This window comes from Streptomyces sp. NPDC052114 (genome assembly GCF_040680155.1).
GTDB lineage: Bacteria > Actinomycetota > Actinomycetes > Streptomycetales > Streptomycetaceae > Streptomyces.
The window spans coordinates 56,390-69,641 of record NZ_JBFAWC010000011.1; the positions used below are offsets into that span (position 1 = coordinate 56,390).

13 protein-coding genes and 1 riboswitch are annotated in these 13,252 nt (G+C 72.9%); of the genes, 5 read left to right on the top strand and 8 right to left on the bottom strand.

Translation table 11 applies throughout. The features are described from left to right. Window positions 1-96: 96 nt before the first annotated feature. From AB0L89_RS24345 to thiO, 3 genes are all read right to left on the bottom strand, one after another. Complete coding sequence (locus AB0L89_RS24345) at window positions 97-891, bottom strand: thiazole synthase (protein ID WP_365144442.1); 795 nt, start codon at window positions 889-891, stop codon at window positions 97-99. A 6-nt stretch (window positions 892-897) separates the two neighbouring features. Beyond that, on the bottom strand, window positions 898-1,110 hold the full coding sequence (gene thiS, locus AB0L89_RS24350) for a sulfur carrier protein ThiS (RefSeq protein WP_055700693.1): 213 nt from the start codon (window positions 1,108-1,110) through the stop codon (window positions 898-900). Next, on the bottom strand, window positions 1,107-2,345 hold the full coding sequence (gene thiO, locus AB0L89_RS24355) for a glycine oxidase ThiO (RefSeq protein ID WP_365144446.1): 1,239 nt from the start codon (window positions 2,343-2,345) through the stop codon (window positions 1,107-1,109). The genes thiS and thiO overlap by 4 nt, the downstream gene beginning before the upstream one ends. Next, window positions 2,343-2,456: riboswitch (TPP riboswitch) on the bottom strand. Its footprint overlaps the gene before it by 3 nt. Window positions 2,457-2,601: 145 nt before the next feature. On the opposite strand from thiO, the gene AB0L89_RS24360 reads away from it, so the two are divergent. The 5 genes from AB0L89_RS24360 to AB0L89_RS24380 all read left to right on the top strand — a co-directional run bounded on the left by AB0L89_RS24360 (window position 2,602) and on the right by AB0L89_RS24380 (window position 7,094). Continuing rightward, window positions 2,602-3,828: an FAD-dependent oxidoreductase gene (locus tag AB0L89_RS24360; protein WP_365145179.1), complete on the top strand. Its 1,227-nt coding sequence runs from the start codon at window positions 2,602-2,604 to the stop codon at window positions 3,826-3,828. Between the two features lie 118 nt (window positions 3,829-3,946). Continuing rightward, window positions 3,947-4,312, top strand: a complete 366-nt coding sequence (locus AB0L89_RS24365) for an Rv2175c family DNA-binding protein (RefSeq protein ID WP_365144449.1) — start codon at window positions 3,947-3,949, stop codon at window positions 4,310-4,312. Window positions 4,313-4,408: 96 nt separating this feature from the next. Beyond that, a complete protein-coding gene (gene thiE, locus AB0L89_RS24370; protein ID WP_365144452.1) occupies window positions 4,409-5,059 on the top strand; it encodes a thiamine phosphate synthase in 651 nt (216 codons plus the stop codon). Window positions 5,060-5,221: 162 nt separating this feature from the next. Continuing rightward, window positions 5,222-6,139 (top strand): methylenetetrahydrofolate reductase [NAD(P)H], encoded by a 918-nt coding sequence (gene metF, locus AB0L89_RS24375; RefSeq protein WP_362340600.1) that lies wholly within the window; start codon window positions 5,222-5,224, stop codon window positions 6,137-6,139. 52 nt (window positions 6,140-6,191) lie between these two features. Next, entirely contained in the window at window positions 6,192-7,094 is a 903-nt protein-coding gene (locus tag AB0L89_RS24380; protein WP_365144456.1) for a hypothetical protein, read from the top strand. 25 nt (window positions 7,095-7,119) lie between these two features. Here AB0L89_RS24380 and AB0L89_RS24385 read toward each other — a convergent pair whose 3' ends face one another. The 5 genes from AB0L89_RS24385 to AB0L89_RS24405 form a co-directional block, all read right to left on the bottom strand. Further along, entirely contained in the window at window positions 7,120-8,619 is a 1,500-nt protein-coding gene (locus tag AB0L89_RS24385; protein ID WP_365144459.1) for an NAD(P)/FAD-dependent oxidoreductase, read from the bottom strand. A 49-nt stretch (window positions 8,620-8,668) separates the two neighbouring features. After that, on the bottom strand, window positions 8,669-9,295 hold the full coding sequence (locus AB0L89_RS24390) for a DUF4126 domain-containing protein (protein ID WP_365144461.1): 627 nt from the start codon (window positions 9,293-9,295) through the stop codon (window positions 8,669-8,671). 366 nt (window positions 9,296-9,661) lie between these two features. After that, complete coding sequence (locus tag AB0L89_RS24395; RefSeq protein ID WP_365144464.1) at window positions 9,662-10,282, bottom strand: TetR/AcrR family transcriptional regulator; 621 nt, start codon at window positions 10,280-10,282, stop codon at window positions 9,662-9,664. Window positions 10,283-10,329: 47 nt separating this feature from the next. Continuing rightward, entirely contained in the window at window positions 10,330-12,414 is a 2,085-nt protein-coding gene (locus tag AB0L89_RS24400) for a YhgE/Pip domain-containing protein (RefSeq protein ID WP_365144467.1), read from the bottom strand. Beyond that, window positions 12,386-13,192, bottom strand: a complete 807-nt coding sequence (locus AB0L89_RS24405) for an ATP-binding cassette domain-containing protein (RefSeq protein ID WP_365144470.1) — start codon at window positions 13,190-13,192, stop codon at window positions 12,386-12,388. Before AB0L89_RS24405 ends, AB0L89_RS24400 begins: the two co-directional genes overlap by 29 nt. Window positions 13,193-13,252 lie beyond the last annotated feature (60 nt).

Here is a 13,252-nt window from a genome sequence, read left to right on the forward strand (position 1 = left end):
CGGGCGTATTCACAGCGGGAATGCAGCCGAGCTGTAACAGGGCCGTGGACGCCGGTGGCCGCCGCCGGCCACCGGCGGCCACCGGCGGCCCGGCGCTCAGAACGCGGGCCGCTCCGGGTCCAGCCGTGCCAGGCCCTCCCCGGGCGAGGACGCCTCCGCGAAGTGCCGCCGCGGGATCCGCCCGGCGCGGTACGCGAGGCGCCCCGCCTCCACCCCGTGCCGCATGGCCTCCGCCATCAGGACCGGCTCCTGCGCCCGCGTCACCGCGGAGGCGAGCATCACGCCCGCGCACCCCAGCTCCATCGCGAGCACCGCGTCGGACGCGGTGCCCGCGCCCGCGTCGAGGATCACGGGCACGCGCGCGTGCTCCACGATCAGCTGGAAGTTGTGCGGGTTGCGGATGCCGAGCCCGGAGCCGATGGGGGAGCCGAGCGGCATGATCGCCGCGCACCCCACGTCCTCCAGCTTCCGCGCGAGCACCGGGTCGTCGTTCGTGTACGGAAGGACGGTGAAGCCGTCGTCGACCAAGGCCTCGGCGGCGTCCAGGAGCTCGACCGGGTCGGGCAGCAGGGTGCGCTCGTCGGCGATCACCTCCAGCTTCACCAGGTCCGTGCCGAGCGCCTCGCGTGCCAGGCGGGCGGTGAGGACGGCCTCGCCCGCCGTGAAGCAGCCCGCGGTGTTGGGCAGCACACGGATGCCGAGCCGGTCCAGGACGGAGAGCACGGAGCCCTGCACGGCCGGGTCGAGGCGGCGCATCGCGACCGTGGTCAGCTCCGTGCCGGACGCGACGAGGGACCGCTCAAGGACGTCGAGGCTGGGCGCTCCGCCGGTGCCCATGATCAGACGTGAGGAGAGGGTGAGCCCGCCGAGGACGAGGGAGTCGTCTGCCATGCCGGTTCAGCCTCCCTGGACGGCGGTGAGGACCTCGACGCGGTCGCCGTCGGCGAGCGCGGTGGTGGGCCACTGCGCGCGCGGGACGACGGTTTCGTTGAGGGCGGCGGCGACACCGGAGTGCGCGGAGGTGAGGGTGGCCACGAGGGCTTCGAGCGTGGTGCCCGAGGTCACATCGCGTACCTCTCCATTGACGGAAACGGCGAAAGGCGTGCTCATACGGGCTGCTCCGTGAGGGACTGCGTGACGGGCGTGGGGGAGACGGGCGGCAGGGAGGACAGGGAAGACACGGGGGAAGAGGCGGCGAAGCGGCACGGGGTGAACGGGAGCGCCTCGTCGGGCAGTTCACCGGTGGTCAGCGCGTGCGCCATGACGTCGCCGGTCAGGGGCGTCAGGAGGATGCCGTTGCGGTAGTGGCCGGTGGCCAGGTGGAGCCCGTCGAGCCTTGAGGGGCCCAGCATCGGCGCGTTGTCGGGGGAGCCGGGGCGCAGACCCGCGCGGGTCTCGGTCAGCGGCAGTTCCGTGATGCCGGGGACGAGCTCGTGGGCGTCCCGCAGGAGCTCGTAGACGCCGCCCGCGGTGACCGTGGTGTCCCAGCCGAGCTCCTCGCTGGTCGCGCCGACGACGAGCTCGCCGTTCTCGCGCGGCACGAGGTAGACGTGGCTGCCCCGCACGACCGCGCGCACGGTACGGCTCAGGAACGGCGCGTACGGCTTCGGCACCGTCAGCCGCAGCACCTGCCCCTTCACGGGGCGCACGGGCGGCAGGACGTCGTCGGGCACGCCCGCGAGGCGCCCGCTGAGGCTGCCCGCCGCGAGCACCGTCGACGGTGCGGTCAGCTCGGTGCCGTCCCCGAGGACGACACCGAGCGCCCGGTCGCGTACGACACGAAGGCGCTCGGCCCAGGCGCGGTGGAGGACCACCCCCGCCCGCTCACAGGCCACCAGAAGCGCCGCAGAGAGCCTGCGCGGGTCGATCTGGTGGTCGCCGTCGACCCGAAGACCGCCCCGCACCCCCGGCGCCAGCATCGGCTCCAGGCGCCGGCACTCGCGGCCGCTGAGCCACTCCGACTCCAGTCCCGACTGGCGTTGCAGGGTGTGCAGTTCGCGCAGATGGGCGCGGTCGTCGGAGTCGAGCGCGACCGCGAGCGTGCCGCACGCGCGGTAGCCGAGGTCGCGCCCGCTCGCCTCGGCCAGCTCGGCGGCGAACTCCGGATAGCGGCGGGCGGACTCCAGGTTGATGCCCAGCAGCGTCTGCTCGCCGTAGTGCAGTTCGGTGACGGCGGCCAGCATGCCCGCCGCGACCTGGGCGGCGCCGCCGCCCGGCTCGGGGTCCACGACCGCGACGGACAGGCCGCGCTGCGCGGCCCGCCAGGCCGTGACCAGGCCGATCACACCGCCCCCGACGACCAGGACGTCAGAGGTGAGCGAGGGCGTACTCGTAGGTGAATGCATGGGCGTCCAGCCCCTCCCTTCGCCGGCATGACCCGGATCAGGTTCGTACGGTCGGAGGCCGTCCCAGCCTCCCTCTCAGCCCGGTGCGTCCGGGCTCCCGCGAGTGCTCTGCACCGGCCACCCTAGCCCGTCGCTTCGCACGGCAGTAGGGGAGCTGTCCGGGTATGGACCATGACTGTGTGTCAGAGATCTCCCCGTCGGCCCCTGAAGCCGCCGCCGTCCGCCGTCCTAGAGTGATCGGGTGAGCGAGCAGCAGATGCAGAGCGAGCAGCAGCGGAAGCGCCCGGAGCGGCACGTCGTGATCGTCGGCGCCGGAATGGCCGGTGTGCAGACCGCCGTGGCCCTGCGCGAGCAGGGATTCACCGGGGCGGTCACCCTCATCGGGGCGGAGCCGCACCAGCCGTACGACAGGCCGCCGCTGTCCAAGGCGGTCCTCCTCGGCAAGGCGGAGGGCTCCGCCTTCGACATCGACTTCGAGGCGCTCGGCATCGAGCTGAGCCTGGGCCGCGAGGTCACGGGCGTGCGCCCCGCCGACCACGAGCTGGACACCGCCGAAGGCCCCGTCGCCTACGACGCCCTGGTCCTTGCGACCGGCGCCGAGCCGATCCGGCTGCCCGGCACCGAGGGCGTCCCCGGGGTGCACCTCCTGCGCACCCTGGACGACGCGGAGCGGCTGCGGCCGGTCCTCGCCGAGCAGCACGACATCGTGGTGGTCGGGGCGGGCTGGATCGGCGCGGAGTTCGCCACGGCCGCGCGCGAGGCGGGCTGTTCCGTCACCGTGGTGGAGGCCGCGGCACGGCCGCTGGCCGGGGCGCTGCCGGAGGAGGTCGCGGCCCCGATGACGGGCTGGTACGCGGACTCCGGAGCCGCCCTGCGCACCCACGCGCGCGTGGCGCACGTCGAACCGGGCGCGGTGGTCCTCTCCGACGGGACCCGGCTGCCCGCCGGCGCCGTCGTCGTCGGCATCGGGGCGCGGCCCGCGACGGCCTGGCTGGCCGGCTCCGGCATCGCGCTCGGCGCGCACGGGGAGGTCGTGGCCGACGACCACCTGCGCGCCTCGGCGCCCGACGTGTACGCGGTCGGCGACTGCTCGTCCTTCCCCTCCGCGCGGTACGGCGAGCGCCTGCTCGTGCACCACTGGGACAACGCCGTCCAGGGGCCGCGCACGCTGGCGGCGAACATCATCGGCGAGACCCCGGCGGCCTACGACCCCGTGCCGTACTTCTGGTCGGAGCAGTTCGGGCGCTTCGTGCAGTACGCGGGGCACCACGCGGCCGCCGACCGGCTGGTGTGGCGCGGCGACCCGGCGGGCATGGCCTGGTCGGTGTGCTGGCTGCGGGACGGCGCCCTGGTGGCGGTCCTCGCGGTGGGCCGCCCGCGGGACCTGGCACAGGGCCGCAAGCTCATCGAGTCGGGGTCCCGGCTCGACCCGGAGAAGGTCCAGGATCCGTCGGTGCCGCTGAAGAAGGCGGAGTACGCGTAGGTCGTGGTGCGCGCGGGCGGCCCCGGAGCCCTCCGGGGCCGGGCCTTCGCGGGCCCTGGCCCCCGGCCGGGCACCGGCTCACCGGCCCGTGTGCCCGACCGGCGATACGCTGGACCATGTGACCGAGATTGACGCAAAGACTGATGCTCTCGTCCCCGCCTGGCTCCACCTCCCCGACATCGCCGAAATGCTCGACGTCGAGGTGACGCGTGTGCGCCAGCTGGTCAAGGAGGGCCAGCTGATCGCCGTGCGCCGTGGTGAGAACCGGGCGCTTCAGGTGCCGGCGGCCTTCATCGACGGCGACAAGGTCGTCAAGGGCCTCGTCGGCACCCTGACGCTCCTGAGGGACGACGGCTTCAACGACGAAGAGATGCTCGAGTGGCTCTTCACCCCCGATCCGACCCTGCCCGGCACCCCCGCGCAGGCCCTGAGCGAGAATCGCGGCACGGAGGTGAAGCGCCGTGCCCAGGCGCTCGCCGTCTGAGCAGGCGCAGGCCGCCTGACCGAAAAGAACCGTCCGGTGCGGGGGCCGCGTGCACGCCACGCGGCCCCCGCCCCACCAATAACGGGGGGACTCTCCATGGCCGCCGATCACCGCGCTCAGCTCGCCGACGCCCGGCTCTACCTGTGTGTGGACGCCCGCAAGCGCCAGGGAGACCTCCCGGAGTTCCTCGACGCCGTCCTCGCGGGCGGCGTCGACATCGTGCAGCTGCGCGACAAGGGCATGGAGGCCGGCGAGGAGCTGGAGCACCTCCAGGTCTTCGCGGACGCCGCCCGGCGGCACGGCAAGCTCCTCGCGGTGAACGACCGCGCGGACGTCGCGCACGCCATCGGCGCCGACGTGCTGCATCTCGGCCAGGGGGACCTGCCCGTGCCCGCGGCCCGCGCCGTTCTCGGCGCGGACGTGCTCGTCGGCCGCTCCACGCACGCCGAGGCGGAGGCCGCCGCGGCCGCCGTCCAGGAGGGCGTGGACTACTTCTGCACGGGGCCGTGCTGGCCCACGCCCACCAAGCCGGGGCGCCACGCCCCCGGCCTCGACCTGGTCCGCTACACCGCCTCGCTCGGCACGGACCGCCCCTGGTTCGCCATCGGCGGCATCGACGCGGGCAATCTGGACGAGGTGCTCGAAGCGGGTGCGCGCCGGGTGGTCGTCGTGCGGGCGATCACGGAGGCGGACGACCCGGGCGCCGCCGCGGCAGAGTTCGCCAAGCGGCTGCGTGCCACCGGCTGACCGGGGCGGATGCGCGGGGCGTGCGCCCATGTGATCGCGAGGGGCGTACGCCTGTCTGATCAACAGCCCGTGAGTGTCCGATCCGTGGACAACAACCCGGCAAACCGGCCAAATCTCCCAGGCCCGGTTGGGCGACCGCCCCGGCCTGGCTAACCTGCGGGTATGGCCCTTGGCACAGCTTCCACCAGGACTGACCGCGCGCGCACCGTGCGGGACATGCTCGCGACCGGCAAGACGACGTACTCGTTCGAGTTCTCCGCGCCGAAGACCCCGAAGGGTGAGCGGAATCTGTGGAACGCGCTGCGCCGGGTCGAGGCGGTGGCCCCGGACTTCGTCTCCGTGACCTACGGGGCGGGCGGCTCCACGCGCACCGGCACGGTCAAGGAGACCCAGCAGATCGTCGCCGACACGACGCTGACGCCCGTCGCGCACCTGACCGCGGTCGACCACTCCGTGGCCGAACTGCGCAACATCATCGGGCAGTACGCGGATGCGGGCATCAGGAACATGCTCGCGGTCCGCGGCGACCCGCCCGGCGACCCCCTGGGCGACTGGATCGCCCACCCCGAGGGCCTCACCTACGCCGCCGAACTGGTCGAACTCATCAAGGAGTCCGGTGACTTCTGCGTGGGCGTCGCGGCCTTCCCCGCGATGCACCCGCGCTCGCCCGACTGGGATTCCGACACCCGGCACTTCATCGACAAGTGCCGGGCCGGCGCGGACTACGCGATCACACAGATGTTCTTCGACCCGGAGGAGTACCTGCGGCTGCGCGACCGCGTCGAGGCGGCCGGCTGCGAGACGCCGATCATCCCCGAGATGATGCCGGTCACCAACGTCCGCCAGCTCGACCGGCTGCCCCAGCTCAGCAACGCCGTATTCCCGGCCGCGCTGAAAGAGAGGATCCTCTCGGTCAAAGATGATCCGGCCGCTGTACGCTCCATTGGCATCGAGTTCGCGACGGAGTTCTGCGCGCGGCTGCTGGCCGAAGGTGTGCCGGGGCTGCACTTCATCACGCTCAACAACTCCACGGCGACGCTGGAAATCTACGAAAATCTGGGTCTGCACCAGCAGGCCTGACCGGCGCTACCCCGTTACCCGCGGGCGGCGGCCGTAGGGGAGAGGGGCGTACATGGGCTGGGCGGTCCTCTACATCGCGTTCGGATTCGTCGCGCTGTGGTTGCTCGGCGAGGTGCTGCTGCAGTACAAGGCCCGGCTGCGCTGGCGTGTGCTGGCCTTCGTGGGCTTCCTCGGCGTCGTCCTCGGCGTGCTGATCCCGTCGGTGTGGATCATCGGGGTCGGCGCCATCGCCTTCGCCACGGGCCAGACGTATGTGACGCTGTCGTTCCGCAAGGGCTTCTCCACCGGCTGGGCGCTCGGCGGCCAGCCGGGCCTGAGCAAGCGCCGCAGGAGGGCGCCGCGGGAGGCCGCCGCGCAGGAGCCGACGCTCCAGGTCTCCGACCTGGAGTACGAGCAGGTACCGCCGCCGCCCGCCCACGACCCCGGGGTCTACGAACCGGAGCCGATGCCCGACGACACCGGGCAGTACGGCGTGTACAACGACTCGGCGTACGCGCCGCCGGCCGCGGGCGACTCCTACCAGGGCGACACCTACCAGAACGACGCCTACGGCTACGACGCCGCGGCCTACACCGGCTACGACCAGCAGGGCTACGGCTACGACGAGACCGGTCAGCAGCAGTACGCCGCGTACTCCGACCCGTACATCGGCACGCAGACCTACGGCGCCCGGCAGAGCTACGACACCTACGGCGACCAGCAGTCCTACGCCCCGTACGGCGGCGACACCTACGGCGGCGACCTCGGCGGGACCTACCAGGACACCCCGCCCGGCGGGGTCTGGGTGCCGCAGCAGCGCACCACCGACGAGCCGTACGGCGGTGAACTCCCGCCGGAGCAGCCGTATCCGTACCAGGGCGGGCACGCGGGCGGACCTGCCGACGGGCACGCCGGTGGACACGCCGGAGGGTACGACGGCTCGGGCTACAACGAGCAGCAGCAGTACCGGTACTGACCCGCCTCGGGGCGAGGGCCGCGGCTCACCGCGAGCCGCGGAACTCCGGGCCCTCGACGATCAGCCCCGCCACCAGCGTGCCCGACATGCCCGCGTGGGGGAGGCCGCCGCCGGGGTGCGACCAGCCGCCGACCGCGAAGAGCCCGGGCAGCCGGGTGGTGTTGGACGGGTGCAGGAGCGCGCCGTCGGCCGCGGCGAGCGCCGGGGCCGGGACCGCGCCGCCGTCGGCGCCGGTGGCCCCGGCGATGTCGGCGGGGGTGCGGACCTCGTGCCACAGGAGGCGGTCGCGCAGGTCGGGGACGGCGGCCTCGGCGCGGGAGATCACGCGGTCCACGTCCGCCGCGGTCACCTCCAGCCCGGCGGGCACCGTCACCGTGAGCGTCACCGCCTCGTGCGGTCCCTCGGGAGTCAGGTCCTCGTCACCGGGGCGCAGCACCGTGACGGTCGGGGAGGCGGGCAGCCCGCGCCGCTCTCCGAAGAGGCGGTCCAGCTCGTCCTCGCGGTCGGCCGAGTGCACCACCGTCCGATGCGGCGTCCCCTCCGGCCGCGCCCCGCTCAGCGCGAGCAGCACCGTCAGCCGGCTGGGCATCCCGGAGCGCGCCGGGACCTCGTCCGCGGACCGAAGAGCCCCGCCGGGCAGCATGCCGTCCAGGGCGGCGGGCGCGACGCCGGCGACCACGAAGTCCGCGTCCCGCACCGTGCCGTCCGCGAGCTCCACGCCCGCCGCGCGGCCGTCCTTCTCGACGATCCGCGCCACCTCCGCATCGAACACGAACTCGACGCGCCGGGCCAGGCACCGCTCGTACACCGCACGGGCCAGGGCGCGCAGGCCGCCCCGCACCGACCAGACGCCGAACGTCTGCTCCATGTACGGCAGGACGGCCGCGCTCGCCGGGGCCGTCCGCGGATCCAGGCCGTGCGCGAGCGCGAACTGCTCCAGGAGGGCGACCAGACGCGCATCGCCGTCCAGCTCGAGATCGCCGATCTCGCCGAGCGTGGCCGCCCGGCGCTCGCGGCGCAGCAGGCGCTTGTGCGGCACCGCGGGGTACGGCTCGCGCGTGGCCAGCACGTCCCAGTTCGGCCAGAGGGGCTCTTCCAGGAGGGGGCGGCGGGTGCGGTCCCAGGCCTCCCGCGCGCGGTTCATGAACGCCGACCAGCGCGCTCCGGCGCCCGCGCCGAGGGCCGCGTCCAGGGCCTCGCCGACGCCCGCGCGCGAGGCGTTCGGCAGGTCGGCCGTGGTGCCGTCCGCGAAGACATGGCGCACGGCGGGCTCCACCTGGGAGAGCTCGACGCACTGCTCCAGGGGCTCCTTGCCCGTCTTGACGAACAGGTCGCGGTAGACCGCGGGGAGCTGGAGCAGGCCCGGTCCGGTGTCGAAGGCGAAGCCGTCCCGCTCGACGACGCCGAGCGCGCCGCCGTACGTCCCGCCCCGCTCGTACACCACCACCCGGTGGCCCGCGACGGCCAGCCGGGCGGCCGCCGTCATCGCGCCCATCCCGGCGCCGATCACCACAATCCGTGCCATGCCAGGGACTTTATCGGCCGCCACTGACAGCCGTGCCGCAGCCCCGGGCTCAGTCCCTGACCCGGGGCGGCGGCGCCTCCACCTGGCCCGCGAGGCGCTTCTCCTCCCGCCGCTGCGCCCTGCGCCGCAGGAACCGGCGGATCCGCGAGACGAGGAAGAACATCATGAACAGGCCGAGCAGCAGGAGCACGCCGGCGATGATCGCGGCAGCCTCTGGATAGAACATCGCGAAGGTGATGACCCCGCCGACCCCGAGGTCCTCGGCCGTACTCATCACGATGTTGCTGAACGGCTCCGGCGAGGTGTTGATCGCCATCCGGGTCCCGGCCTTCACCGCATGGCTGGCCAGCGCGGTCGACCCGCCGACCGCGCCCGCGGCCAGATCCGAGAGGGATCCGCTCTGCCCCGCGAGGAGCGCCCCCACGACGGCACCGGACACCGGCCGGATCACGGTGTGCACCGCGTCCCAGACGGAGTCGACGTACGGGATCTTGTCGGCGACGGCGTCGCACGCGAACAGCACACCGGCGGCGATCAGGACGTCGGGCCGCTGGAGCGACTCCGGGACCTCGTCGCTGAGCCCGGTCGCGCCGAAGACGCCGAGGAGCAGGACAACGGCGTACGCGTTGATCCCGCTCGCCCAGCCGCTGGTGAACACCAGGGGGAGTACGGACACGGACGCGATCGTAACCAGTCACGGACCGGGCGGCCTGGGGATGAGTGCGTACGTCTGAGTATCCGTACCTAGTGAGTGAGATGAGTACCCGCGCGGATGGGGCCCCACCTGCGGAGACGGAAGAGTGAGGGGCACGGGAAAGGGCGCGGCGCCGGCACCGCCGACACGGGGCGGCGGAACGGCGCCGCGCCCTTGGCCGCTCCTCCCGCTCTCGGGCGGGAGCGAGGTACGGGGGTGACTCGGGGGAACGACCACACGGGGGTCGAACGGGGGTTACGGGGGGACACGAAGAAAGCGCCGGTCCGGTGCCGCCTGGTGACAGGGGGCACCGGACCGGCGCCGTTCGTGCGTCCGTGTGACGCGGCGCTACGCGCGCGTGCCGCTGACCCGGCCCTGGAGCAGCCGCGACAGCGCCGCGTGCACGTCGTCGAGCGAGCGCTCCGGCTGGAAGGCCTGCCAGTCGAGCGCGGCCACCAGCACCATGCCGACGAGCGCCGCGGCCGTCAGTGGGATGTCGATCTCCTCGCTGAGCTCGCCGCTCTCCACGCCCGCGCGCAGCACGTCCTCGACCACCGCGACGGCCTGCTGCCGGACGACCATGAGGGTGGACTGCCAGGCCCGGTTGGTCCGCCACAGCTCGGCCACGTACAGCTGCGTGAAGGCCGGGTAACGGTTGATGAAGACCAGGCCCGCCCGGATCATCGCGTCGAGGGCGTCGACCTTTCTGCCGCCGTCGGCCGCCGCCTGCTCGGCCGCCTCCTTCAGTGAGGCGGTCAGCAGGCTGACGCCGTGCCGCAGCAGCTCTTCGAAGAGGACCGATTTGCTCGCGAAGTTGTAGTAGACGGTGCCCTTCGCGACCCCGGCCCGTTCGGCGATCTCGTCGACCGTCGTGGCGGAGAAGCCCTGTTCCGCGATCAGGGTGACGGCGGCCTCGTAGAGCTTCTGCCGGGTGGCCTCGCGCCGGGTGCTGCCTGCACTGCTGTCCATGACCTTGATTCTCACAGGTCTGCCGGGGCCGCCGGGCCCGGTCGCGCTCACAGGCTCAGCTCCGGGTGCAGCCGGTCCAGGGTCCACACCTGCTTGCGGCGCGCGGAGAGGGCGGTCAGCGCGAGGGCGCCCAGCGTGAAGGCCGCGAGGACGGCGCTCGCCTGCCAGACGGGGCCGAGGCCGCCGCCCGTGATGAGCCTCCGGAGAGCGTCGACGACGTAACTCATCGGCAGGAAGGGGTGGATCCAGTTGAAGAAGCCGGGGCTCGTCTGCACCGGGTAGGTGCCGCCCGCCGAGGTCAGCTGGAGCATCAGCACGGCCAGGACGAGGATCCGCCCGGCCGCTCCGAAGCGGGCGTTCAGCCACTGCACGATGGCCGCGAAGCACGCCGTCACCAGGCACAGGAAGCCGGCCGTCCCGGCCGCCCGCGCCATCTGGAGGCCGAGCCCCCAGTGCAGGACCGACAGCAGGGCGGCGGTCTGCAGTACGCCCAGGGCGGCCACCGGGAGCCAGCCCGCGAACGCGATGCGCCAGGCGGACGCGCCCGCGGCGAGCGCGCGCCGGTTGAGCGGCTGGATCAGCATGTACGCCACCATCGCGCCGACCCACAGGGACAGCGGGATGAAGTAGGGCGCGAAGCCCGTGCCGTAGTTGGGCGCCTTGTGCAGGGACTGGGAGGCGAGCTGCACGGGGTCGGCCATGACGCCGGTGCGGTCGTCGCGGTCCTTCTTGTCGTAGTCGGGGATCTTCTTGACGCCGTCGTGCAGCCCGCCGGACAGCTCCGCGGAGCCGTCGGCCAGCTTGAACATGCCGCCCTTGAGGTCGCTCGCGCCCGTCTCCAGCTTGCCGAGTCCCGTGTCGAGGTCGGTGGCGCCGGTCCTGGCGGTGCCGAGGCCGGTGTGCAGCTTCTTGGCGCCCGCGGCGACCTTGCCCGCGCCCTTGTCGAGGTCGTTGATCTGGGTGACGGCGGTCTCGATGTCCTCGTCGAGGTGCGGGGCGCGGTCGGCGAGGGCCTGGGACTTCTTCTGCAGCGCGGACAGGTTCCTGTCGAGCTTCTTGACGTCGCCGTCCTGGTCCTCGATCAGGGCGTTCATGTCGTCCGCGAGGGTCGACACGTTCTCGGCGGACTCCTTGGCGTTCTTGAACTCCGGGCACAGCGGGTCGGGCACCGGGGCCTTCTCGCAGTGCTTCGTGTAGAAGTCGCCGATGACCGCGGAGCCCTCCTTCGCGCCCTTGGCGGCCTCCGGGGCGAGCTTCACCCAGGTGCTCAGGTTGTGGCGCATCGCCTTGGAGGAGTCGGCGACGAGCTGGGCCGTGTCCCCGATGGTCCTGCCGTTGTCCCTCAGGAAGGGGCGGACCTTGTCGGCCGTGCCGTTGACCTTGCCGGCCAGCTTCCGGGTGCCGTCCGCGACCTTCCTGGAGCCGTCCTCCAGGTCGCCCGCGCCCTTGTGCAGCTTCTTGACGCCGGCGGCCAGGTCGCCGCTGCCGTCCTTGGCGTCCGTCAGACCGTTCGCGAGGTCCTTGGACCCCTTCTTGGCCTTGCCGATGCCGTCGTCCAGCTTGTCGGCGCCCTCGGCGGCCTTCTTCGTCGCGCCGTGGATGTCCGAGAAGGAGATGAAGATCTTGTCGAGGAACGAGCGCGACGCCTTCGTGGACGCGGCGGTGCGCACCTCGGAGAAGACCGTCCGCGAGATCTGCCCGACGATGTAGTTGTTGGCGTCGTTCGTCCGGACCCGAAGGGCACCCGTCTCCGGAGAGTCGCCCGAACTGGACGCGATGCGCTCGCTGAAGTCCGAGGGCATCGTCAGCGACAGGTAGTACGTGCCGTCCTCGACGCCCTTGCGGGCCTCGGCGTCGCTCACCTCGTGCCAGTCGAAGGTCTTGCTGTCGCGCAGCCCCTCGACGATGTTGTCGCCCGCGGCGAGCTTCGTGCCCCCGGCGGTGGCTCCCTTGTCGTCGTTGACGAGCGCCACGGGGATGCGGTCGAGACGGCCGTACGGGTCCCAGAAGGAGCACAGGTACAGCGCGCCGTACAGCAGGGGCAGCAGCAGGAGCGCGACGAGCGCCGCGCGCGGCAGCTTCCCCCTGCCGAAGCGCCTGAGCTCAAGCGCGGCCAGCTTCGGCGAGCGCATCCGCCGTCTCCTTGTCGTCGTCGGTGCTGCCGGGTCGGTCCTGTCCGGATTCCTGGTCGCGCGCGGTGCCCCGGTCGCCGGTGCGCACCACGACCGCGCCCTCGGGCGCCTCGCTGCACACCGCCACGACGGTGGTCCCGCGCTCGGTGAGGGACTTCAACAGTCCCCACGCCTCGCCGCGTTCGGCGTCGGAGAGCTTCAGGTCGGTGTCGTCGACGCCGAGCACGCGCGGGCGGCCGATGAGGGCGAGCGCCACGGAGAGCCGCAGCGCTTCGAGCCGCTCCAGGTCGCGCACGGAGGTGCGCCGTCCCTTGGGCAGCTTCTCCATGTCGAGTCCGGCGGCGGCCAGCGCGGTGTCGATGCGCAGCCGCGTCTCGTTCGCCCGCTCGGCGCGCGGTCGCAGGAGGCCGCGCAGTGAGCCGCTGAACCGCCGCTCCAGGAGCGCCCGTTCGTGCAGGTGCTCGGCGACGGTCAGGGCCGGGTCGAGGTCGGTGACGCCGGGCACCGGGCCGAGCCCGCTGATCCGGCGCACCGCGGCCAGCTGCTTGGGCAGCCGCAGGCGCCCGACGGACGCCTGGCCCTCGGTGGCGCGCATGCGTCCCGTGAGCGCGAGCAGCAGGCAGGTGCGGCCCGACCCGGAGGGCCCTTCCAGCGCGATCAACGACCCGGGCCCCGCGTGGATGCCGATGCCGCGGAACGCCCAGCCCCGCGGCCCCTTGAGTCCGAAGTTCTCGGCGGTGACGGCGGCTCCGCGCACACCGTCGGTCGGACCGTCCACAGTCCCCCCTGACCCCTCTTTTGAACTGACTGGTCAGTTCAAAAATAGGCCCGAACCCCC